The organism is Pseudomonas sp. Ps21-P2 (genome assembly GCF_039672565.1).
Taxonomy (GTDB): Bacteria; Pseudomonadota; Gammaproteobacteria; order Pseudomonadales; family Pseudomonadaceae; genus Aquipseudomonas.
On the sequence record NZ_JBDFPL010000001.1, the window covers coordinates 185,989 to 206,934 of the forward strand.

Genomic DNA, 20,946 nt, shown 5'->3' on the forward strand with positions numbered 1-20,946 from the left:
GGCTGCCCACGGTCTGCTTTCTATACCCTCGCAACCCTTCATCATGGAGCCCATTCAGATGACGCAAGAATTGATCCTCAACCAGCGTGTGGTCCTGGCATCCCGTCCACAGGGCGCACCGACCCCGGAAAACTTCCGACTTGAGCGCGAGGCGTTGCCTGACCTGCAAGACGGCCAGGTGCAATTGCGCACGCTCTACCTGTCCCTTGATCCCTACATGCGCGGTCGCATGAGTGACGCCCCGTCCTACGCGGCACCGGTGGAAATCGATGCGGTGATGGAAGGCGGCGCGGTCAGCGTGGTCGAGCAGTCGCGCAACCCGAAATTCAAGGAAGGCGATCTGGTGGTGGGTCAGACCGGCTGGCAGACCCACAGCATTTCCGACGGCAGCAACCTGTTGATGGCGCCGAAAGACCTGCCCAGCCCCTCGATGGCGGTGGGCGTGCTCGGCATGCCGGGCATCACTGGTTACATGGGTTTGATGGACATCGGCAAACCGAAAGCGGGCGAGACCTTGGTCGTCGCTGCGGCTTCCGGGGCGGTCGGTTCGGTGGTGGGTCAGGTGGCCAAGCTCAATGGCCTGCGCGTGGTGGGTGTTGCCGGTGGTGAAGACAAATGCCATTATGTGGTCGACGAGCTGGGCTTCGATGCCTGCATCGATCACCGCAGTGATGATTTCGCCGAGCAGCTGAAAGCAGCCGTCCCGAACGGCATCGACATCTATTTCGAACTGGTCGGCGGCAAGGTGCTTGAAGCGGTCATCCCGCTGCTCAATGAGCGTGCGCGGGTGCCGTTGTGCGGACTGATCGCCCATTACAACGCGCAAAGCCAGCCGGAAGGGCCGAATCAACTGCCACTGTTGATGCGCACGCTGCTGACCAAGCGCGCGAAGATTCAGGGCTTCATCGTCTACGAAGAGTATTACCACCGTCTGGAAGAATTCATGCAGGCCATGATTCCGCTGGTAAAGGACGGCAAGGTGAAATTCCGCGAAGACGTAGTGGAAGGTCTGGAGCACGCGCCGGACGCGTTCATTGGCCTGCTCGACGGCAAGAACTTCGGCAAGCTGGTGGTCAAGGTCTCGTGACCCTGATTTGACGGTAATCGGAGGCGCGGGTATAAACCGCGTCTCGTGTTTTTGTCGGACGTTTCTCCAATGAGCTTCAGCCCCCTGATTCGCCAGTTGATCGACTCCCTGCGCATCCTGCCCGGCGTCGGTCAGAAAACCGCCCAGCGCATGGCGTTGCAGTTGCTGGAGCGTGATCGCAGCGGTGGCTCGCGTCTGTCCCAGGCACTGAGTCAGGCGATGGAAGGCGTTGGTCACTGCAAACAATGCCGCACCCTCACCGAAGAAGAACTTTGCCCGCAATGCTCGGACGTCCGTCGCGACGACACGCTGCTGTGCGTGGTCGAGGGCCCGATGGATGTGTATGCGGTGGAGCAGACCGGTTACCGCGGGCGCTACTTCGTGCTCAAGGGCCACTTGTCGCCACTGGACGGTCTGGGGCCTGAAGCCATTGGCATCCCGCAGCTGGTCGCGCGGATCGAGGAGCAGGGCTCGTTCACCGAAGTCATCCTCGCCACCAACCCGACGGTGGAAGGCGAAGCGACGGCGCACTACATCGCCCAACTGCTGACCAACAAAGGTCTGGTCACCTCGCGCATTGCCCACGGCGTGCCGCTGGGTGGCGAGCTGGAACTGGTCGACGGCGGCACGCTCGCCCACTCGTTCGCAGGGCGCAAGCCGATTCAGTTGTAGATGAGTTCCCTGTCTTCAATACGCGCCGCTGTCTTGCAGCGAATGAGGACCTGTGGGAGCGAGCTTGCTCGCGAAGGTGGCCTTCCTACCGCTAGATATCTGGCGGCGGTACCGGCCTCTTCGTGAGCAAGCTCACTCCCACAATATCGTGTTCGCTCAGGAGCAGCAGTGTCAGCTGGCCTGACGTCTGGTGCTGTGATCAGACGTCTTCCATTGGTGGCTTCCTACTTATCCGTCAACGCAAACTCGGTCAAACAGAACGTCGGGATTTCCATGTCACGCAGGCGTTGTGAGCCGCCCAGTTCAGGCAGATCGATAATCGCAGCGGCTTCGTGAACCTTCGCGCCCATGCGGCGGATCAGGTTGGCGGCGGCGACCAGCGTGCCGCCGGTGGCGATCAGGTCATCGAACATCACAACCGAATCCCCGTCGCACAAGCTGTCGGCGTGGACTTCCAGCAGCGCTTCGCCGTATTCGGTCTGGTAGGCTTCGGCCAACACGTCCGCCGGCAGTTTCCCCTGCTTGCGAAACAGCACCAGCGGTTTGTTCAGCTCATACGCAACGATCGAGCCGATGAGAAACCCGCGCGCGTCCATGGCGCCGACGTGGGTGAACTCGGCATCGATATAACGCTGGATAAAGCTGTCGATGACCAGGCGCAGGGCCTTGGGTGACTGGAACAGCGGGGTGATGTCACGAAAAATCACGCCGGGCTTGGGGAAATCCACCACAGGGCGGATGAGGGATTTGATGCTGAATTCGTCGAAAATCATATGGATCTCGGGCAGGACATGACTCAAAAGACGCCAGTCTAAGCCCGCCCGGACCATCATGCATCAGCTTTCCAGCGATCCCCCGGCCAGCGCGCAGAGCTGAATCGGATCGAGGATGCGGATTTCCTTGCCCTCGGCGGCGATCAACTCGTTCTGCTGAAAGCGGGTGAACACCCGGGACACGGTTTCCACTGCCAGGCCCAGGTAGTTGCCGATCTCGTTGCGCGACATGCTCAGGCGGAACTGGTTGGCGGAGAAGCCCCGGGCGCGGAAGCGGGCGGAGAGGTTGACCAGAAACGTGGCGATGCGCTCGTCGGCGGTTTTCTTCGAGAGCAGCAGCATCATCTGTTGGTCATCGCGAATTTCCCGGCTCATCACCCGCATCAACTGGCGACGCAATTGCGGCAGTTGCACCGACAGTTCGTCCAGCCGTTCGAAGGGGATTTCGCACACCGATGTGGTCTCAAGGGCCTGCGCCGTGACGGGATACGCCTCGGCGTCCATCCCGGACAGCCCGACCAGTTCGCTGGGCAGGTGAAAGCCGGTGAGTTGTTCTTCGCCGCTGTCGCTGAGGCTGAAGGTTTTCAGCGCGCCGGAACGGACGGCGTAGACGGAAGCGAAGGTGTCGCCCTGACGAAACAGAAAATCGCCTTTCTTCAATGGCCGGCCGCGTTTGACGATCTCGTCCAGTGCATCCATGTCTTCCAGGTTCAATGAAAGCGGAAGGCACAACGGGGCCAGGCTGCAGTCCTTGCAGTGAGCCTGGGTGGGAGCGCGCAGTTTGACTGGCTCAGACATCGGGTAATTCCTTTTGCAGAAACACACATAAGTCGTAAGGGTAACTCAGCGGTTAACCCTGCGACTACCACGCGCCTCCATGGCCAGAAATGATTCCTCCGCTCCAGGCGGAAAATGCCTGGATCACGCGGGCCTATATCACCCGGGAATAGCGCTGACGGTTTTGCGCGCCCAGATACCCGTCGAACACCATGCAGATCGAGCGCACCAGCAGACGTCCCGCCGGGGTGACGGTGATGCCTTTCGAATCCAGGTGAATCAGCCCATCCGTGGCCATGGTCAGCAACTGCGGCCACTGCTCGCAGAAATATTCCCTAAAGTGGATGGAAAATTCATCCTCGACGGGCGCGAAATCGACGCGGAAATGGCAGATCAGTTGGCTGATGATGGTGCGCCGCAGCTGATCGTCCTCGTTGCAACGCAGACCGCGCTTGGTCGCCAGTTGGTCGCTGGCCAGCAGGGTCTGGTACTCTGTGAGATCGGCGGTGTTCTGCGCATAAAGCCCACCGATCTGGCTGATGGCCGAGACGCCGAGGCCGATCAGGTCGCAGTGACCGTGGGTGGTGTAGCCCTGAAAATTGCGCTGCAGCGTGCCTTCTTCCTGAGCGATGGCCAGTTCGTCATCGGGCAGGGCGAAGTGGTCCATGCCGATGTAGCGATAGCCGGCGCCGGTCAGTTGCTCGATGGTGCGCTGGAGCATCTCCAGCTTCTGTTCCGGACTGGGCAACTGCGCCGTGTCGATGCGCCGCTGGGGCATGAATCGCTCGGGCAGGTGGGCGTAGTTGAACACCGAAAGACGGTCGGGCTGCAGGGCGATGACTTGCTCGACGGTACGGGCAAAACCCTCCGGGGTTTGCAGCGGCAGGCCGTAAATGAGGTCAATGTTCACCGAACGAAACTGCAAGGTGCGCGCGGCTTCAACGATGGCGCGGGTTTCGTCCAGGCTCTGCAAACGGTTGATCGCTCGCTGCACCAGCGGATCGAGGTCCTGCACGCCGAGGCTGACACGGTTAAAACCCAGTTCGCGCAACAGGCCCATGGTCGACCAGTCGGCCTCGCGCGGGTCGATCTCGATGCCGTAGTCGCCGGAGTGGTCATCCAGCAGGGTGAAGTGCTGGCGCAAATGGGCCATGAGCTGACGCAGTTCGACGTGACTGAGGAAGGTCGGCGTGCCACCGCCGAAGTGCAACTGCTCGACCACCTGACGATCATCGACATGGGCGGCGATCAGGCTGATCTCGCGTTCGAGGCGCTGCAGATAGAGCTGGGCGCGACCGCGGTCCTTGGTGATGACTTTGTTGCAGGCGCAGTAGTAGCAAATGTTGGCGCAGAACGGGATGTGCACGTAAAGCGACAATGGCCGCGACGCCATGCGGCTGTCGCGCAGTGCCTGCAGCAGATCGAAGGCGCCAACCTGCGTATGAAATTGCACGGCGGTGGGGTAGGACGTGTAACGCGGCCCTGCCAAATCGTAGCGGCGGATGAGTTCAGAATCCCAACGAAGGTCGTCGAGCATGGGGGCGTTCCCGTGAAGGCTGGCGGTGCGGGAAGTGTAAGGCGCGCGCAGATCAAGGCGTTGATCTGGGTCAATGGACGGGGCAGCGATTACTCGTGGGCCATGTCTGCATGGTTCATGTGAGGAGTCATCGTGTGATCCATCCCGTGATTCATCGTGTGAGGCGTGTGCCCCATCAGCCACTGTTGATGGGGGCCGGGGAGTGTCCACAGGCCGAACAGAATCACTAGCAGCCCGCCGGCCACGCGCACGCTGCGCCGACGGAGCAGGGCGGTGATGCGCTCGGCGGCCAGCCCTGTGGCGAGCAGCACCGGCCAGGTGCCGACGCCGAACGCGAGCATCAATACCCCGCTGTGCAGCGCATTGCCCTGGCTCGCCGACCACAGCAGGGTGCTGTAAACCAGTCCGCAGGGCAGCCAGCCCCACACCGCGCCAAGCAGTAAAGCCCGAGGCATCGTCGACACCGGCATCAGGCGGCTGGCCAGCGGTTGCAGGTGACGCCAGACCCAGCGGCCCATTCCTTCGATGCGGGTCAGGCCGCTCCACCATCCGGCCAGGTACAGGCCCATGGTGATCATCAGCAGCCCGGCGATCACCCGCAACAGCATCGCTCCCGGACTGTTGGCGACCGCCCAACCCAGCATGCCCGTCAGCAATCCGGCGCAGGCGTAGCTGAAAACACGTCCGGCGTTGTAGGCCATCAGCAGGCGCAAGCGTCGTCCGCGTTGCTCCTTGGGAATGGCAAAGGTGAGCGCGCCCATCAGCCCGCCACACATGCCCAGGCAATGGCCGCCGCCGAGCAGACCCAGCACAAGGGCGGAGAGGAGTTGGGGGAGGAGGTCAGGCATGGGCATTATCCGAAAGCGTTCCGGTGAGTGTTATTACGCCATCGCGACAGATATCCCGCGGTCGATAGTCAGCCATCGTGAGCAAGCTCACTCTCATCAAACATGACAACACCGCAGATCTACCTGCGGACATAAAAATTGTGGGAGCGAGCTTGCTCGCGAAGGGGTCGAGATAGCCGCTGCATCTCTAGCGGCTGGAACGCCGTCTTCGTGAGCAAGCTCACTCCCACAGGGGTTGTGTTTGCTGCGAGACAGCGCGTCGTCTAGACGACGGGAGATCTCCCACAGGGACCGGGTTCACTTGGCCGAATCCTGCTTATCGCCCGATTTCTCTTTCCCCGACATCTCATCCACTCCGGCCTTGTGCCCGGGATCCTGATCGTCGAACAAAATGCTGTGGGCCGGGCCGTCGAGGTCGTCGTACTGACCGCTGTCCACTGCCCAGAAAAAAACATAAATCGCCACCGCCACAATCAGCAGCGCCACCGGAATCATGATGTAGAGCGCAGGCATCGGGCCTCCGGGGTGGGTCGTGCATTCATGCGGGCACCGTTTGGGGGGCAGCTGTGGATTCTGCAGAAAGCGGCTTCATCCGTGTCAGCCGCAAGGCATTCAAGACCACCACCAGCGAACTCACCGACATCCCCGCCGCCGCCCACAACGGCGTGACCCAGCCCAGCGCCGCGAAGGGCAGCACCAGCCCGTTGTACAGCCCGGCCCACGCCAGATTTTCCACAATGATCCGCCGTGTGCGCCGAGCGAGGCCAAAAGCCTCCACCAACACGTGCAGACGGTTCGACAACAACACCGCGTCCGCGCTGGTCTTGGCCAGGTCGGTGGCCGAACCCATGGCGATGCTGATGTCGGCCGCCGCCAGCATCGGCACATCATTAACCCCGTCGCCGATCACCAGAATGGTCCGGCCCTCCGCGCGCAGCCGTTGCAGAATGGCCAGCTTGTCATCCGGCCGCAGGCTGCCTCGGACGTCATCGATCTGCAACTGAGTCGCGACGCTGGAGACCATGGGCGAGCTGTCGCCGGACAATAACAACGTCTTCCAGCCGCGCTGTTTGCACGCCCCGACCAGCGCCGCCGCGTCGTCCCGGAGCCGATCATCCAGTACCAGCCAGGCGAGTGCCTGCGTGTCATCCCCCAGCAACAACCACTGACCGGGCTCGTCGGGCATCAATGGTACGGCGACGCCACTCAAGGCGCAGACAAACCCGGGCTGACCGATGCGCAAGAGCCGCCCGTTGACTTCGCCTTCGAGCCCCAGCCCTGGCGTGGCGACGACCCCTTCAGCGGTCAGCGGCGTCTTGCCGAACGCCCGGGCAATCGGGTGTTCAGACCGACTTTCCAGTGCCGCCGCCAGGCTCAAACAGTCGTCACTGCTCAGCGCGCCGAGGCTGCGAATGGCCCTTAACGTCAGGCGTCCTTCGGTCAGCGTGCCGGTCTTGTCGAAGATCACCGTGTCGATCCGGTTCAGCCCTTCCAGCACATGGCCGCGGGTGAGCAGCAGCCCGAGTTTATGCAGCGTGCCGGTGGCGGCCGTCAGGGCGGTGGGCGTCGCCAGCGACAAGGCGCACGGGCAGGTGGCGACCAGCATCGCCAGCACGATCCAGAACGCGCGGCTTGCGTCGAGCTGCCACCAGACCACGCCGACACACGCCGCCAGCACCAGCGAAATCAGCAGAAACCACTGCGCTGCGCGGTCGGCCATCTGCGCGAGGGGCGGCTTCTCCGATTGGGCGCGCTCCAGCAATCGGACGACGGCAGAGAGTCGCGTGTCGGCGCCGAGGGCAAGGACTTCCACCGTCAGCACGCTTTCCACATTGGCGGTGCCAGCGGTGACGGCGTCTCCCACCTGACGGGGCTGCGGCAGGTACTCGCCGGTGAGCAGCGATTCGTCGATGCTCGAGCGGCCCGCGATGATTCGGCCGTCCGCCGGCAACAGCGCGCCGGGGTGGACCACCACCTGATCGTGCAAACGCAACTGATGGGTCAAGACGCGCTCGGTCTGGCCGTCCGCGTTCAACCGCAGGCAGGAAGCCGGCAGCAGATTGACCAGTTGCGCGGTCGCCGCGCTGGTGCGTTCCCGGGCGCGGCGTTCCAGGTAGCGGCCGGTGAGCAGGAACAGCGCGAACATGCCGACCGCGTCGAAATACAATTCGCCCACGCCGGTGACCGCCGTCCAGAGGCCCGCGAGGTACGCCGCGCCAATCGCCAGCGACACCGAAACGTCCATGGTCAGATGGCACGCGCGCAGGTCGCGCAGCGCCCCTTTAAAGAACGGCGCACAGCTGTAAAACACGATGGGCGTCGTCAGAAACATCGCCACCCAGCGCAGGATCGTATGCATCTCCGGGCTGAGGTCGATGTTGAATTCGGGCCAGGTCGCCATGGTCGCCATCATCGCCTGAAACCACAGCAGCCCGGCGACGCCCAGTTGACGGAGGCTGCGGCGGTTTTCCCGGGCCAACTGCTCGGTCGCCTTGTCCGCCTGATAAGGGTGGCCGGCGTAACCGATGCTGCGCAGCTCGGCCAGCACCTCGCTCAAGGGCAACCCCACGTCATGCCATCGCAGGTGCAGGCGATGACTGGACAGGTTCAGCCGCGCTTCGCCCACGGCGGGCAACGCGCGCAGATGACGTTCGATCAGCCAGCCGCAGGCCGCGCAGGTGATGCCCTCGATCATCAGCGTCGTTTCAGCCACCTCCCCGGCGGGGGACTCATGGCGGACAAAGGGCGCCTGCACGTCGGGACGATCAAGGAGGGCTTGTTCGTCGGCCAGAGGCGTCGGTAATACCTGAGGATTGATCGACGCTTCGCTGCGGTGCAGGTAATAGCTTTCCAGGCCGCCGGCGACGATGGCGTGGGCCACGGCCTGACAACCGGGGCAGCAGAACTCCCGCGCCTCGCCCAGCACCGACGTGATGAAGCGCCCGCCCGGCGGGACCGGCAACGTGCAGTGGTAGCAAGACCGCAGGGTTTGTATGTCGGTGGCTTTCACATCAATGCCTGCCCGCGCCCTGAATCGGCTCGTCGCCCAGGGTCAGTGGCTGGCCGGGGACGATCCGTTCTTCCTCGAACAGGCGCCAGGTCTGGCCGTTTTCCACCCCCAGCAATTCGACGAAACGCCGGCCTTCGACCCTGTCGCTCAACTGCCCGACATAACGCCCCGGCTGCGAAGGATTCCGCGCCAGCACGATTTTGCGGTCCTTGTCCGGCTGGGTCGGGGAGATCAGGTTCAGCACCAGGGTTTCCGGCTGACTGGCGCCGCTCAATTGCACATCCACTTCGCCGGTCAGCTCATCCAAGCCCACGCGGGCTTGCAGGTTGAGGGACTGACCCAGCAACTCGCGATCCAGGGAGCGGTTGATGCCTTTCCCGGCCTCGTAATAATTGTCGGTGACGAGGTTGTCCGGGTGGGTGACGGCGATGGTGACCATGGCCAGGGTCAATGCCACCGAGCAGGTCAGGATGCCGATGATGATCCACGGCCATAAATGCCGGTGCCAAGGTGTTGCTGCGGTGACTGCGGTCATTTCCGGCCTCTTTCAGCGAATGGACGGGCCGATGAAACGGCTCTTGGCGTGGACTTCGGTGTCGCCCTGCTCGATGTCCCTGAGAACGAAACTGACCTCGTTGGTGCCCGACGGCAGTTGCTCAGGCGCGACCGACAGCTCCACCGGCAGGCTGACGATCTCGCCAGCCGGCACCTTGATCTCGCGGCGGCCTTGCAGCTTCAGGTCCGGCAGCCCGGTGGCGTCGAGCACATACGTGTGGTCGATCTGGTCCTTGTTCATGATCTTCAGGCTGTAGACGTTTTCGATCCGGCCCTCGGCGTTTTCCCGGTACAGCATGCGGTCCTTGCTGACGTCGAAACCCACCAGTGAGCGCATGTAAAACGCACTGGTCAGCACGCCGATCATCGCCAGCAACACCAGGCCATAACTGATCAACCGTGGCCGCAGTGTATGGGTCACTTGCCCGGAAAGGTTGTGCTCGGTGGTGTAGCTGATCAAGCCGCGCGGGTAGTCCATCTTGTCCATGATCCCGTCGCAGGCGTCGATGCACGCCGCGCAGCCGATGCATTCAATCTGCAAGCCATCGCGGATGTCGATGCCGGTGGGGCAGACCTGCACGCACATCGTGCAATCGATGCAGTCGCCCAGGCCTTCAGCCTGGTAATCGGTTTCCTTTTTACGCGCACCCCGTGGCTCGCCGCGCCGTGGGTCGTAGGAAACGATCAGGGTGTCCTTGTCGAACATCACGCTCTGAAAGCGCGCGTAGGGGCACATATAAATGCACACCTGTTCGCGCAGCCAACCGGCGTTGGCGTAGGTGGCGAGGGTAAAGAAGCCGACCCAGAAATACGACCAGCCATCGGCCTGGCCGGTGAAGAAATCCACCAGCAGTTGGCGGATGGGCGAGAAGTAGCCGACGAAGGTCAGGCCGGTCACCAGGCCGATCAGCAGCCAGAGGCTGTGCTTGGCACACTTGCGCGCGAACTTGTTGCCGTTCATGGGCGCCTTGTCGAGTTTGATGCGCTGATGGCGGTCGCCTTCGGTGACCTTTTCGCACCACATGAACACCCACGTCCACACGCTTTGCGGGCAGGTGTAACCGCACCAGACGCGCCCGGCGAACACGGTAATGAAGAACAGCCCGAACGCGCTGACGATGAGGATGCCCGACAGCAGAATGAAATCCTGGGGCCAGAACGTCGCGCCGAAGATGTAGAACTTGCGCTCCGGCAGGTTCCACCACACCGCCTGATGGGCGCCCCAGTTAAGCCAGACCGTGCCGAAATACAGCAGGAACAGCACAACGCCGCCCCCCATGCGCACATTGCGGAACACCCCGGTGAACGCGCGGGTGTAGATCTTCTCCCGCGAGGCATACAGGTCAACGGTGTCGCCGTCCTTTTCAGTCGGCGGCGTGACGTTGTGCAGCGGAATCTGGTTGCTCATGGCAGCGTCCTGCGCCCTCCGGGCCGAATCATCAGCGTGTGCGACGGCGATATCCTTCACTCGGGCTTAGCCGCCGGTTCGTCCCCATGGGACAGGCTATACACGTAAGCCGCCAGCAGGTGCACCCGGTCGTTTCCCTGCAGCAAGGCCTGTGCCGGCATCTGGCCCTGGCGACCGTACTGGATGGTCTGCTGCAACTGGGCAAAGCTGGCGCCGTAAATGAACGCGCCGGGGTGGGTCAGGTCTGGCGCGCCCAATGCGGCAACGCCTTTGCCCTGCGGACCGTGGCAGGCGACGCAGGTGGTGGCGTAGATTTTCTGGCCCGCCGCCGGGTCGGCGTTCGCGTCGGCGGGCAGGGTGCGGCTATACAGCTGGGTCAGCACGTAAGCCGACACGTCGCGCACGCCTTGATCGCCAATCACCGCACCCCACGCCGGCATGACCGCATGACGGCCGTTCATGATGGTGGTTTTGATGCTCTGCGGATCGCCACCCCAGCGCCAGTCAGCGTCGGTGAGGTTGGGGAAGCCATAGGCGCCTTTGGCGTCGGAGCCGTGGCAAACCGAGCAGTTCGACGCGAACAGCCGACCGCCCATCTTCAGCGCTTGTGGGTCTTTGGCCACTTCCTCGATCGGCATCGCCGCGAATTTTGCGAATATCGGCCCGAAGCGCGCCTCGGATTGCGCCATCTCCTTCTCCCATTCGTGCACGCCGGTCCAGCCGGTTGTGCCGTCGGAAAACGGGATTTTTTTGTCGTTGTCGGCGTAGTCGTAACCCGGCAGCAGCCCCGCCCAGTTGCCCAGCCCAGGGTAGAACGCGAGGTAGCCCAGGGCGAAAATAATAGTGCCGATGAACAACCAGAACCACCACTTGGGCAGCGGGTTGTCGTATTCCTCGATGCCATCGAACGCATGGCCGACGGTTTCATCGGTGGTGTCGGCGCGCTGGCCCCTGCGCGTGGCGATCAGCAGCCAGCCCATCGCGAAGATCGTGCCCAGCGTCAGCACCGTGACGTAAATGCTCCAGAAGGCGCTCATGGTTTCTGGCTCCTTTCGGGTGTTGCCGGGGCGTGGGCTTTGCTCTGGTCTTGAGCCTGCATGACCTGCGCAATCGCCTCCGGATCGTCGGCAAACGGCAGCAACGTCGCATCGTCGAATTCCGCTTTGCGCCGCGGGCTGTACACCCACAGCGCCAGACCAATGAAGGCCACCATCACGACGACGGTGCCCAGGCCTCGTATTGTTCCCATGTCCATGGCGATCACCGTTTGCTCTTGATGAGGGTACCCAGGCCCTGAAGGTAGGCCACCAGCGCATCCATTTCGGTCTTGCCCTTCACCGCGTCGGCTGCGCCGGCGATGTCGGCATCGGTGTAGGGCACGCCCAGGCTGCGCAGCACTTCCATCTTCTTGCCGGTCAGCGTGCCGTCGATCCAGGTGTCCGCCAGGAAGGGGTAGGCCGGCATGATCGACTCCGGCACCAGGTCCCGCGGATTGTTTAAATGGGCGCGGTGCCAGTCGTCCGAGTAGCGACCGCCGACCCGGGCCAGGTCCGGCCCGGTGCGTTTGGAACCCCAGAGAAATGGGTGATCCCAGACGCTTTCACCGGCCACCGAGTAGTGCCCGTAGCGTTCGGTTTCGGCGCGGAACGGCCGGATCATCTGCGAATGGCAACCGACGCAGCCGTTGGCGATATAGACGTCGCGGCCTTCGAGTTCCAGCGCCGGGCGCGGCTTCATGCCTTCGACGGGCAGGGTGGTGACGTCCTGAAAGAACAGCGGAACGATCTGGGTCAGCCCGCCGACCGCGACCGCGATGACCATGAAGATCGACAGCAGGCCGATGTTTTTTTCCAGTGCTTCGTGCTTGATCATCAGTGAGCCCCCACGACGGCAATCTGTGCGGCGGCTTCCGCTTCTTCCGTGTTCGCTGCACGAATGGTGCGGAACACGTTGTAGGCCATGAACAGCATGCCGCTGGCGAAAATCCCTCCGCCCAATGCGCGGACGATATACCCCGGATGACTGGCCTGCAGGGCTTCGACAAACGAGTAGGTGAGGGTGCCGTCGTCGTTGATGGCGCGCCACATCAGGCCCTGGGTGATGCCGTTGACCCACATCGCGGCGATATAGAGGACGGTGCCGACCGTGGCGAGCCAGAAGTGCGTGTTGATCAGCGCGACGCTGTGCATCTGCGCCCGGCCGTAGAGTTTCGGGATCATGTGGTAGACGGCGCCGATGGAGATCATCGCCACCCAACCCAGCGCGCCAGCGTGAACGTGGCCGATGGTCCAGTCGGTGTAGTGGGAGAGCGAGTTGACGGTCTTGATCGCCATCATTGGCCCCTCGAACGTCGACATCCCGTAGAACGCCAGCGACAGCACGAGGAACCGCAGAATCGGATCGGTGCGCAATTTATGCCACGCGCCCGAGAGGGTCATCATGCCGTTGATCATGCCGCCCCAGCTTGGCACGAGCAGGATGATCGACATCACCATGCCCAGTGATTGCGCCCAGTCGGGCAGGGCGGTGTAGTGCAGATGGTGCGGGCCGGCCCAGATGTACAGGGTGATCAGCGCCCAGAAATGCACGATGGACAGACGATAGGAATAGATCGGGCGTTCGGCCTGTTTCGGCACGAAGTAATACATCATCCCGAGAAAGCCGGTGGTAAGGAAAAAGCCCACGGCGTTGTGCCCGTACCACCACTGGATCATGGCGTCGGTGGCGCCGGCATAGGCCGAGTACGACTTGAACAGGCTCACCGGCAGCGAGATGTGGTTGACGATGTGCAGCATTGCCGTCACCACGATGAACGCGCCGTAGAACCAGTTGGCGACATAAATGTGTCGGGTCTTGCGCTTGACGATGGTGCCGAAGAACACCGCCCCGTAGGCGATCCAGACAATCGCCAGCAGGATAGCGATCGGCCATTCGAGCTCGGCGTATTCCTTGGTGGTGGTGTAACCCATCGGCAGGGTGACGATGGCGCCGATGATCACCGCCTGCCAGCCCCAGAAATGAAAGGCCGCCAGGCCGTCGGAGATCAACCGCGCCTGACAGGTGCGCTGGACGACGTAATAGGAGGTGCCAAAAAGGGCACAGCCGCCGAACGCGAAAATCACCAGGTTGGTATGGAGGGGGCGCAGTCGACCGAATGTGGTCCACGGCAAACCGAAATTCAGGTCAGGCCACACGAGCTGGGCGGCGATGAAGACGCCCAGGCCCATGCCGATGATGCCCCAGACCACCGTCATGATGGCGAACTGGCGGACGACCTTGTAGTTATAAGCAGTCGGGCTGGGTGCTGTGCTCATGTCAGGTTCCACGGTGTGTATTTTATTAGTGTGGTCACAGCCGCACCTTCGATCGCGCGTACCCCATCACGCAGTGGCGTGGCTGGGGATCGACGGAAGCGAGGGACGCGGTGCACGCAGAGGCCCGTTTGCCGAAGCGCAATTGGGTTCTGGCTGAGTGGCCTGAGGGAAGGAAGACAGGTCGAGCTGGATCGCGCGCGTGAGTGGGAGGGATTGGATACAACCCTGCGGGTGAAAACAGCGCTGAGGCTGCTTGTCTGCAAGAGGGCTGCGTTGCCGGGCACAATCTTGTTGCTGGGCCTGTGGCTAGCTGTCGCCGGTCCACTGTGCGGACACAGCTTAGACGCGAATGATCGCGGAGGGAAGGCTTTGGAACAGCGCCTGCGACACTTGGCCGCGCTCGACGGAAAGTTGCCGCGTCCTTGGCGGGACGCGGCGATCAACCATTTCCGGAGATAGCTGAAACGCTTCTCTGCCTGCCGCTCCTGTGCATCGAGAGAGCATTTCGACTGCAAAGTTGTATACAAAAAGCCGCTGACATTGGCACTTTTATCTGCCCAAAAAATATTTGGCCCGAGCTGGCAGAAAGGCCGGCGATCGTCACGGGTGATCGTCCGGAGCGGACAAAAAGCATATTCCGTCGATGAAACCGCCCGGTTGTGTGCAGGTTGGGGCGCTCAGGATTCGGTGCTCGTTGCCGAAGTGCCGGGCCAGACTAACGCCCGGGAGCTGAACCCTTGCTGTCGGAGCAGGGCAAACGGCGGGCAGGGTCATGGCACGCCGACGTTGCTGCATAATGCCGGCCGTGGTGCTCGCCTCAGTCGGCGGGTGGTCGATGTTTTGGTAAAAGAGACCTGCATGAGCAAACAACACGCGGCGAAGCGAACGGCGGATCACTGCGCCCAGTTGGCGCAAGAACACGGCTGGATCTGGGATGCGCCGACCGGCCAGGCTGCGGACGCGCCATCGACGCTGATTCTCGCCCACGGCGCGGGCGCCCCGATGGACAGCGACTTCATGAACGACATCGCCACGCGCCTGGCGGCCTTGGGTGTTGGCGTGCTGCGTTTTGAATTCCCCTACATGGCCCAGCGCCGAATCGACGGGCGCAGACGACCGCCCAATCCCCAACCGAAGTTGCTGGAGTGCTGGCATGGGGTGTACGCCGCCGTGCGTGGGGGTGTGAGCGGGCGAATGGCGATCGGCGGCAAATCCATGGGCGGACGCATGGCCAGCGTCATCGCTGACGACGTGGAAGCCGATGGGTTGTTCTGTCTGGGCTATCCGTTCTACGCGGCGGGAAAACCCGAGAAACCGCGGGTCGCGCACCTGGCGGGACTGCGGACGCCGACGCTGATCGTGCAGGGCGAACGCGATGCGTTGGGCAACCGAGAGGCGGTTGAAGCGTACGAGCTGTCGAAAGCTATCGAGGTGCATTGGGTGCCGACGGCCAACCATGACCTCAAACCGCTGAAATCATCGGGCCTCAGTGTCGAGGCGTGCATGCAGGAAATCGCCGGGCTTATGGCGCGCCGGCTGATCGGATAGCGGGATGTTCCTCGGCGTTCAGGTCACAGACCAGGTCGAACAGGCCGTCGGTCACGTGAAAGTCCTTGGTCGGGACCGCAAACTCGAAGTTGCCGTGCAGCCGTCCTGAAGTGGCATCGCAGCCCAGTAGCGTCAGGTTGCCTTGCTGCAGATCGCGGGAGTGATAAATCTTCGCCATCCGCGTGGGGGTGAGGTGATAGATAACGGTGATCTGTTCGTTGCGCAGCAAGTTGTAGCTGCCGGTTTGCATTGTCTGGTCGATGAACAGGCCGATCATGGTGCGGTGCCGGCGTACCGTGCCGGTGGCGAGGATCTTCCAGATGCGGCAGGTGAGCGGATCCGACCGACCCGGGCGCAGGCACGCCATGGCGCTTAGGCGGTGGGTAATGAAGGGGTGGCCGTTGACCGTGGCGCTGAACGTGCCGCGCGCCGCCGGTGCCTGCGGGCGTTGAAGAGGAGGTTTTGCGGGCATTTTTCTGAGGTTTCCTTGAGTGGATTTTAAGGGCGGGGTGGGCGCTGCGCGTGTAAGACGCCGTCGGGTGGCGACGACGTCTTTGAAAGGGGTGCTGCTTGGATGTCTGAAGCGTGCTGGCGCGCGTGAGTGGCTGATTCGCGAATCAGCGGATTAGCGAATTAGCGAATAGCAACGCCCAGGCTGGAGTTGATGTGGAGCAGTTTGTAGTCCTTGCCGGTGTTGAGGTTCTTCACGTAATACCACTTTGCGCCGAACACGTTCTTGGCGACGGTGGAGGACCAATAGTTGGCGTTGCCCATCGGCCAGCGGTTGCCGTAGGCGTTATAGATCTCGATCAACTCGTGGATGCTCGGGACGCGCGCGCCGATGCGGTTGGCGGCGTTGGAGATCTGGGTGTAGTTGCCGGAGCCCACGCCGTGGCATTCGATGACGCCGGTGACGGTTACGTCGTAACTCTGCTGCTCGCCCGCTGAATCGGTGACCGTGATGGTTGCCACGCCGTTGCCGCGCACCGACGTCCAGCCGGAAGCTGCCACGACGGCCACCTTCGCATCGCTGGTCGAATAGGTATATGGAGGGCGACCGCCGCTGGCGATGCGATGGACGGTGGTGCCCGTTGGAAAGGTCGGGAGCAACGCAGGGTGGGCGGGCAGCAGGTAAATTTTACCGGCCAGGGTAACCGGCGATGTGTCGAACATCATGCCCTCGCGCACCGACAGCTGAAGCGGCACAGACTCCATGTCGACGCCATTGCGCGTCACGATGTAGGTCAGCGTCGCGGTGCTGCCGATACTCATCTCGATCAGCATTTTGGGCACGCCAAAGACCAGTTCCGTCATGCCACCGACATTCATCATCATGGTTTCAAACGTACGTGCACCAACCCATCGCACTCGCACCAGATCCCGAGGGTCCATCCCGCGATAACTGACACGCACGATCGCTTCCCAGCCGGTAATCAGTGAAGGACGCAGAATGCCGTCCGGGCCGACTGTGTCGACGGTTGGCGCGGGCAGTTCCAGCGCGGCGCTCATGATCTTCAGCGCAAGTTTGGCCGACTCCTGCACGATGCCGCTGCCGCGTGTCACGGTGTATGACACCTCGACGTTTTGCCCGTCATTGACCGTGACTACACTGTTAGGGAACACCAGGGCCAGCACCTGACCGGCTTCGGCGGCAGAAATGATCTTCTCCTGGCGATCGTTGCCCTTCGGACCGTTCCACTGAGCAGCGACTGTTTCGCCCTCGCGCAGATCAGCCGTGGCATCGATCACCAAGGTGGCGCCATTCGCCGCATCGGCTGGGTCCAGAACCTGACCCTTGGCTTCGCGGATCACCGGTGCCGGCAGAGGTCGGCGCATGCCCAGGTCGAGCTGGATCATCACCGGATCAGAGACCATCGACACATTGCCCGCACGGTCGGTCACGGTGTAGGTGACCGCGGAAGTCTGGCAGTCCGACAGTTCCATGAACGGACGCGTGAAGTCCACCATCACCCGGTTCAGGCCCATGTCGTTGGCATCAACGACGGTCATCGGACCTTCCATCGGACCCCAATAGGTGCGGATTTCGTCCCCTGCGGCCATGCCGCTGTAGCCCGCGATCTTGCCGGGAAGGACGTTATTGAGGCCTTCCAGTTCGGAGGAGGTGAGGCCGTTCTGGATGACGTCGGGGAAAATGATGGGGCCGAGTTGCGGTGCGCCTGGGGCGGTTCGGTCGATTTGGATTGGGGTTGTGCCGGAGAAAACTTCTGAATCGCTGAACGGGCTATAGACTCGGTAAGAGACGGCGTGAGTGCCCTCTGAGAGAAGCGAAACAGGGATGTGTACGGTCAGCAAGTCGCCGGGCTTGTCAGTCGGTAGAATTTCCTTTTCTGGCAAGACGCGCTCCCCATCAAATACAAGCTGATAAGTGTATTGCGGCTCAGCTGCCTGCCAAACCGGAAAGTTGACAATAATCGGCGCGCTCAACGCATCGTTAGGGATTAATCCTCCCGCAAGCGCTGCTGGAATAGTTGGCAGCGCTAGCAGAATGGGAGCGGTTGCACGGGTGAGTTGCTGCGATGTCATTGATATTACCTCTTGATGATAGGCAGACAGGTCCGGTTGAACCGGTCCTGTCCGCCAATTCGATTAGTTAATGGAACAGACTGCTTCGTTTGACTCGCGCATCTCGACAGGTACGCGAGTGATCTTAGATGTTACTGAGCTTTGGTTACTATCGGGGGCTGGATCAACCCTGATATAGGCTTCACAAAATCCGCGGCAAATGGTTCTCAAGATATTGTACGGAACTCGAAAGCTGTACCCGTTTAGAATGTCTTGATCATCGAGCTCACGACTTGCGGTGTAGGTGGCGGAATCGATCGGATTGTTTTCTCTATCAAAACCTCTGAAGGTAAAAAACAATTTTTGATTCTCTGCGATATTAGCGTAAGGCATAACGTACCCATCAGTACCGTCAGGCGCTACGCTCTGAGAGATATAGCCAGCCGGGTTCAACTTAAATGTCGGGCCTTCGATGCCTTCGGGACCACCTGGAAGATTTTCTTTTGAACGGACGGTAACCCGCTGATTTGGGGACAGGGTCAAATTAGGGTTGCCCTGTCGAGCTACGGCGTAGCGGACCGGGATTTCGGCTCCGGTGCCCTGCGCTTTCATAATCGAGTTGGCAACTGGGATGACGAGATCCGAGGCCGCAATCAGATCTTCTTCTTTAATTTGGTACCATTGCAGTCGCTGCTGATCTCCCCAAAAAAGATGGATGTCATCATTCACTTTGAGTGAATCGGTCCAGCGGATGATCGCCCTGCTGTTGTATTCGTAATCTTCCTCATCAATGAAATTATCGTCCTTGTTTGGACTTGCAAGGCTGGTCCCCTGAATAATTGGCGCCTCTGAGGGTTCAGGTACTGGCAAGGTCAGATACACGTCTACGGCAGTAGGCAGAGAAGTACCATTTAATTGATTTTGTCGAGTGACGGTGTAGCTGATCGAAACATTGCCTATCGGCGCCACCGCTAAGGTTTCGTAAGGAACCTTTAGGGAAAGCACAATATCTTCGCTTTCGTTGCCGGGGGGGATTTGGACCGGAAGCATCGGATAATCCTCACCCCAGTGCAGTGTAATTTGATCAAACGCTGCCGCCCCTGGGTAATGTGGAATATCAACTTGTACTCCGGGTTTGGCTTCCATGTAGTCGATCAATGATCCGATACCAGGGTCAAGTAGAGGGGCAGGGTAGTTTTCCGGAATCTCCTCAAGCAACAGCAACACGTTTACCGCAAGCGACTCCTCAGAAATGTTGCCCGCCCTGTCTACGACCCGATAAATTACATCGTGGCTTCCGGATGTAATTGATTCAAGAAAGTCCCGCTCGAAGTCGAACACAACTTTGTTGAGGCCCATGTCATTTTGGTCTACGACAGCTATCGGACCGGCGACCTCACCCCAGTACGTATGGATGACGTCATGCTTCGCCATGCCAGTGTACCCAGCAACCTGAACCTCAAGCTTATTGCCCAACTGGGTCAACTCAACGGCCGTCAGGCCATTCTGAACTTCCACAGGGAACTGGATCGCGGCGAGCTGAGGCATGCCAGGAGCTGTACGGTCGATAACTATCGGAAACTCGTCGGAAAAATTTTCTGAGTCGGCTGCAGGACTGTAGGTCCGGTACGTCAGTCGATGGACGCCCTCTTTGAGAAAGTCGACGGGTATCTCGAGGGTAAGGGGATCGCCCGGTTTCTCACTTGCCTGAATGACCTTTTCCGGTCCGGACGGAGTTCCGTTCCATGTTAATTGATAGGTATATCCTGGTTCGGCGGCCTCCCACACTTCGAGGTCGACAATTACAGGCGCATTCAGGTTCGTCACGGGAATCAACCCGAGATTGTCGGCGTCGTGAAATGCTACTGCGACGTCGGGTGCTTTTAATGGCAGCGGCTCTCGACTGGTACGAGGGTGGATGATGGTCGGTGCTGTTTTAATGTTGGACATGTTGATTCCTTGAGTTCGTTTTTTTTGTTCGGACTGGGGTGCGTCCGACAGGATCTTTATGAAGTGGTGGAGTGCCAATTCCTGATTTAAATAATAGCTTTTTCTCGGGCCTGTCAACCAAGCAAAAACCTCGTTTTTGTAGGAAAGCCAGGCCGGTGTAAGATGAATATTTGTATGTCGTAATAAAGTCATGCGCTTTTCAGGTCGCGAATCTTCGGTTTTGCTAGCGTTTCAGAGCCGGGGATGTAGTCCGCGGACTTCGTACTTTTCGGATATTTCCTACTCAATATTTTTTGGCCAATTTCCCTAGTTGTCGGTAGCGCGCCCATACTCGTCGCTTTCCATGTACAGATATCGGAGGCGATGTGTCGTCACTCAGGGAAGTTTTGCTATTGGGAGCTAAGCCAAATATTTTAGCGTTGGCGATGGGCGTGATTTCGCCAGCGCTTTGGGCTGAACAAGTTAGTTATTTGCCTAAGGCGCTTGAGCTCACCAAATTCGCGGATGTCGAAAGTTATGACCTCCCAAAGCCCAAGAAATCCGACGAATCCTTCGTGCCAGTCGACGACACTATTGTTAACGTGGGTTCTTCGGCGCCCTCTCAGAGTTATTTGGTGACGAACGGTGGGGTATTAAATGTCTTGGAAGGCGGAGTCGTTAACTCCATCGCTATGAGTCATTCGGAGGTTAATGTTCATGCTGGATTAGTCAAGAACGGGATTGCTGTAAGCTCTGGAGACCTGAAACTAGACGGCACAACGGTTGAGAATGCACAAGGGCTGGGTTTACAACTTTTGCTTACTGAAACCGATCTGATCACGCGCTCTCAAGCTCATGTTAATAATAGCTCTATCACTGGGAGTTTTTACGGACTGGGTGTCGGCGCAACCGGGGAGATTTGGCTCGCCAATTCAGTAGTAAAGGGCGTGAGTACTGATGGTGCG

18 protein-coding genes are annotated in these 20,946 nt (G+C 60.6%); 3 read left to right on the forward strand and 15 right to left on the reverse strand.

Going from position 1 to position 20,946, the window contains the following annotated elements:
- The first annotated feature begins 58 nt into the window (after positions 1 to 58).
- Together ABEH28_RS00805 and recR are read left to right on the forward strand one after the other, a co-directional pair.
- Positions 59 to 1,087 carry an NADP-dependent oxidoreductase gene (locus ABEH28_RS00805; RefSeq protein ID WP_346628790.1) on the forward strand — a complete coding sequence of 343 codons (1,029 nt, stop codon included), beginning with the start codon at positions 59 to 61 and terminating at the stop codon, positions 1,085 to 1,087.
- Between the two features lie 69 nt (positions 1,088 to 1,156).
- The gene (gene recR / locus ABEH28_RS00810) at positions 1,157 to 1,759 is read left to right on the forward strand and encodes a recombination mediator RecR (protein ID WP_065988697.1); all 603 of its coding nucleotides are present in this window, start codon (positions 1,157 to 1,159) and stop codon (positions 1,757 to 1,759) included.
- A 224-nt stretch (positions 1,760 to 1,983) separates the two neighbouring features.
- On the opposite strand, the gene ABEH28_RS00815 is transcribed toward recR, so the two are convergent.
- The 12 genes from ABEH28_RS00815 to ccoN all read right to left on the reverse strand — a co-directional run bounded on the left by ABEH28_RS00815 (position 1,984) and on the right by ccoN (position 13,981).
- Entirely contained in the window at positions 1,984 to 2,532 is a 549-nt protein-coding gene (locus ABEH28_RS00815; protein WP_133775824.1) for an adenine phosphoribosyltransferase, read from the reverse strand.
- 63 nt (positions 2,533 to 2,595) lie between these two features.
- On the reverse strand, positions 2,596 to 3,330 hold the full coding sequence (fnr, locus tag ABEH28_RS00820; protein ID WP_192174209.1) for a fumarate/nitrate reduction transcriptional regulator Fnr: 735 nt from the start codon (positions 3,328 to 3,330) through the stop codon (positions 2,596 to 2,598).
- A gap of 133 nt (positions 3,331 to 3,463) precedes the next feature.
- Positions 3,464 to 4,846, reverse strand: coding sequence for an oxygen-independent coproporphyrinogen III oxidase (hemN, locus tag ABEH28_RS00825; RefSeq protein ID WP_346628791.1), 1,383 nt, complete (start codon positions 4,844 to 4,846; stop codon positions 3,464 to 3,466).
- An 89-nt stretch (positions 4,847 to 4,935) separates the two neighbouring features.
- Positions 4,936 to 5,694 carry a sulfite exporter TauE/SafE family protein gene (locus ABEH28_RS00830; protein ID WP_346628792.1) on the reverse strand — a complete coding sequence of 253 codons (759 nt, stop codon included), beginning with the start codon at positions 5,692 to 5,694 and terminating at the stop codon, positions 4,936 to 4,938.
- Positions 5,695 to 5,991: 297 nt separating this feature from the next.
- Positions 5,992 to 6,207 (reverse strand): cbb3-type cytochrome oxidase assembly protein CcoS, encoded by a 216-nt coding sequence (gene ccoS / locus ABEH28_RS00835; RefSeq protein WP_346626694.1) that lies wholly within the window; start codon positions 6,205 to 6,207, stop codon positions 5,992 to 5,994.
- 25 nt (positions 6,208 to 6,232) lie between these two features.
- Positions 6,233 to 8,689, reverse strand: coding sequence for a heavy metal translocating P-type ATPase (locus ABEH28_RS00840; protein WP_346629176.1), 2,457 nt, complete (start codon positions 8,687 to 8,689; stop codon positions 6,233 to 6,235).
- A 16-nt stretch (positions 8,690 to 8,705) separates the two neighbouring features.
- Positions 8,706 to 9,239 (reverse strand): FixH family protein, encoded by a 534-nt coding sequence (locus ABEH28_RS00845; protein WP_346628793.1) that lies wholly within the window; start codon positions 9,237 to 9,239, stop codon positions 8,706 to 8,708.
- A gap of 12 nt (positions 9,240 to 9,251) precedes the next feature.
- Complete coding sequence (ccoG, locus tag ABEH28_RS00850; RefSeq protein ID WP_346628794.1) at positions 9,252 to 10,667, reverse strand: cytochrome c oxidase accessory protein CcoG; 1,416 nt, start codon at positions 10,665 to 10,667, stop codon at positions 9,252 to 9,254.
- A gap of 56 nt (positions 10,668 to 10,723) precedes the next feature.
- A complete protein-coding gene (ccoP, locus tag ABEH28_RS00855; RefSeq protein ID WP_346628795.1) occupies positions 10,724 to 11,704 on the reverse strand; it encodes a cytochrome-c oxidase, cbb3-type subunit III in 981 nt (326 codons plus the stop codon).
- The gene (locus ABEH28_RS00860) at positions 11,701 to 11,922 is read right to left on the reverse strand and encodes a cbb3-type cytochrome c oxidase subunit 3 (protein ID WP_346629177.1); all 222 of its coding nucleotides are present in this window, start codon (positions 11,920 to 11,922) and stop codon (positions 11,701 to 11,703) included. The genes ccoP and ABEH28_RS00860 overlap by 4 nt, the downstream gene beginning before the upstream one ends.
- A 5-nt stretch (positions 11,923 to 11,927) precedes the next feature.
- Positions 11,928 to 12,539, reverse strand: coding sequence for a cytochrome-c oxidase, cbb3-type subunit II (ccoO, locus tag ABEH28_RS00865; RefSeq protein ID WP_346628796.1), 612 nt, complete (start codon positions 12,537 to 12,539; stop codon positions 11,928 to 11,930).
- On the reverse strand, positions 12,539 to 13,981 hold the full coding sequence (ccoN, locus tag ABEH28_RS00870; protein ID WP_282372521.1) for a cytochrome-c oxidase, cbb3-type subunit I: 1,443 nt from the start codon (positions 13,979 to 13,981) through the stop codon (positions 12,539 to 12,541). The genes ccoO and ccoN overlap by 1 nt, the downstream gene beginning before the upstream one ends.
- Positions 13,982 to 14,839: 858 nt before the next feature.
- Between ccoN and ABEH28_RS00875 the strand changes: the two genes are divergently transcribed.
- The gene (locus tag ABEH28_RS00875; RefSeq protein ID WP_346628797.1) at positions 14,840 to 15,529 is read left to right on the forward strand and encodes an alpha/beta family hydrolase; all 690 of its coding nucleotides are present in this window, start codon (positions 14,840 to 14,842) and stop codon (positions 15,527 to 15,529) included.
- Here ABEH28_RS00875 and ABEH28_RS00880 read toward each other — a convergent pair.
- The 3 genes from ABEH28_RS00880 to ABEH28_RS00890 all read right to left on the reverse strand — a co-directional run bounded on the left by ABEH28_RS00880 (position 15,504) and on the right by ABEH28_RS00890 (position 20,194).
- Positions 15,504 to 16,001, reverse strand: coding sequence for a hypothetical protein (locus ABEH28_RS00880; protein WP_346628798.1), 498 nt, complete (start codon positions 15,999 to 16,001; stop codon positions 15,504 to 15,506). The genes ABEH28_RS00875 and ABEH28_RS00880 overlap by 26 nt on opposite strands.
- 161 nt (positions 16,002 to 16,162) lie before the next feature.
- On the reverse strand, positions 16,163 to 18,073 hold the full coding sequence (locus ABEH28_RS00885; protein WP_346628799.1) for a hypothetical protein: 1,911 nt from the start codon (positions 18,071 to 18,073) through the stop codon (positions 16,163 to 16,165).
- Positions 18,074 to 18,136: 63 nt separating this feature from the next.
- The gene (locus ABEH28_RS00890) at positions 18,137 to 20,194 is read right to left on the reverse strand and encodes a hypothetical protein (RefSeq protein ID WP_346628800.1); all 2,058 of its coding nucleotides are present in this window, start codon (positions 20,192 to 20,194) and stop codon (positions 18,137 to 18,139) included.
- Positions 20,195 to 20,946: the final 752 nt, after the last annotated feature.

What these genes read in the sequence shown, in the direction of transcription:
- ABEH28_RS00845 (WP_346628793.1), bottom strand. Translation starts at nt 9,239, where the DNA reads ATGACCGCAGTCACCGCAGCAACACCTTGGCACCGGCATTTATGGCCG.
- ABEH28_RS00815 (WP_133775824.1), bottom strand. Translation starts at nt 2,532, where the DNA reads ATGATTTTCGACGAATTCAGCATCAAATCCCTCATCCGCCCTGTGGTG.
- ccoG (WP_346628794.1), bottom strand. Translation starts at nt 10,667, where the DNA reads ATGAGCAACCAGATTCCGCTGCACAACGTCACGCCGCCGACTGAAAAG.
- ccoO (WP_346628796.1), bottom strand. Translation starts at nt 12,539, where the DNA reads ATGATCAAGCACGAAGCACTGGAAAAAAACATCGGCCTGCTGTCGATC.
- ABEH28_RS00885 (WP_346628799.1), bottom strand. Translation starts at nt 18,073, where the DNA reads ATGACATCGCAGCAACTCACCCGTGCAACCGCTCCCATTCTGCTAGCG.
- ABEH28_RS00805 (WP_346628790.1), top strand. Translation starts at nt 59, where the DNA reads ATGACGCAAGAATTGATCCTCAACCAGCGTGTGGTCCTGGCATCCCGT.
- ABEH28_RS00880 (WP_346628798.1), bottom strand. Translation starts at nt 16,001, where the DNA reads ATGCCCGCAAAACCTCCTCTTCAACGCCCGCAGGCACCGGCGGCGCGC.
- ccoS (WP_346626694.1), bottom strand. Translation starts at nt 6,207, where the DNA reads ATGCCTGCGCTCTACATCATGATTCCGGTGGCGCTGCTGATTGTGGCG.
- ABEH28_RS00890 (WP_346628800.1), bottom strand. Translation starts at nt 20,194, where the DNA reads ATGACTTTATTACGACATACAAATATTCATCTTACACCGGCCTGGCTT.
- ccoP (WP_346628795.1), bottom strand. Translation starts at nt 11,704, where the DNA reads ATGAGCGCCTTCTGGAGCATTTACGTCACGGTGCTGACGCTGGGCACG.
- fnr (WP_192174209.1), bottom strand. Translation starts at nt 3,330, where the DNA reads ATGTCTGAGCCAGTCAAACTGCGCGCTCCCACCCAGGCTCACTGCAAG.
- ABEH28_RS00830 (WP_346628792.1), bottom strand. Translation starts at nt 5,694, where the DNA reads ATGCCTGACCTCCTCCCCCAACTCCTCTCCGCCCTTGTGCTGGGTCTG.
- recR (WP_065988697.1), top strand. Translation starts at nt 1,157, where the DNA reads ATGAGCTTCAGCCCCCTGATTCGCCAGTTGATCGACTCCCTGCGCATC.
- ABEH28_RS00875 (WP_346628797.1), top strand. Translation starts at nt 14,840, where the DNA reads ATGAGCAAACAACACGCGGCGAAGCGAACGGCGGATCACTGCGCCCAG.
- hemN (WP_346628791.1), bottom strand. Translation starts at nt 4,846, where the DNA reads ATGCTCGACGACCTTCGTTGGGATTCTGAACTCATCCGCCGCTACGAT.
- ccoN (WP_282372521.1), bottom strand. Translation starts at nt 13,981, where the DNA reads ATGAGCACAGCACCCAGCCCGACTGCTTATAACTACAAGGTCGTCCGC.
- ABEH28_RS00860 (WP_346629177.1), bottom strand. Translation starts at nt 11,922, where the DNA reads ATGGACATGGGAACAATACGAGGCCTGGGCACCGTCGTCGTGATGGTG.